This is a genomic window from Paenibacillus sp. 01L418 (assembly GCF_056400045.1).
Map to the genome: position 1 here is coordinate 1 of NZ_JBFTSN010000829.1, position 838 is coordinate 838.

The window sequence follows — 838 nt, forward strand, 5'->3', positions numbered from 1 at the left end:
CAGGACGGTCTGGATTGACATTTAAACATATATTTGTATTACGTTCTTTACAACTGCGACAACGTCCACAAGCAATATTAAAAGGAACGGAGACCAAGTCACCCTTTTTGATAAACTCGACATCACGGCCCACTTCAATAACTTCACCTGTTATCTCATGGCCTAAGATAAGACCAGATGGAGCCGTTGTCCTTCCTCTAACCATGTGCTGGTCGCTTCCGCAAATATTCGTTGTAATCACTTTCAGAATAACCCCATGCTCACATTTACGTCCTACATTCAATGGATTGACACCCGGTCCATCCTTCAATACCAAGTCTGGATAAGCGGTGTCTCGTACCTCAACACTTCCTGGTTTACTATAAACAATTGCTTTATTTCCAGACATGTTCTCATCTCCATTTACTAGATTATTTAATTACAGTTTAGATGCTTTTTCAGCCTGTATGCCTAAATAATGAAGATTCTTTACCACGAAATTATGCAAGTGTAAGCTTAGTTATACGTCCATCGAAAATCCATTCCGCAACATAGACAGAACCTTTGGAATCAACGCAAATACCATGTGGTGAACTAAATTTATTATCCCTGTAGTAAGACTTAGGCAAATTCGGCCAGCCTGCTTGTTTGTAAGCCTGCTGATCTTCACCTAAATGACAGATCAACCGATCATTTTTGTCGAAGATCGTAATCCGACTGTTTAAGTCTGGGAAGAAGAGATCGTCCCCGTGATAATAGAAGCTGCAGGGCTGATCCATGTCATCGACGATGACTCTTTTGAAATCGCCCTGTAGAGTGAAGACTTGAATCCGATGATTGCCACGATCAGCTACATAAA

2 protein-coding genes are annotated in these 838 nt (G+C 41.1%); both read right to left on the reverse strand.

Annotated features, from left to right (window positions below; all coding sequences use genetic code 11):
- The coding region (locus AC1DSE_RS35950; RefSeq protein ID WP_477529204.1) for an alcohol dehydrogenase catalytic domain-containing protein at nt 1-388 on the reverse strand (388 nt) is incomplete at its 3' end.
- 91 nt (nt 389-479) lie between these two features.
- On the reverse strand, nt 480-838 hold a 359-nt coding region (locus AC1DSE_RS35955; protein WP_477529205.1), incomplete at its 5' end, for an NHL repeat-containing protein.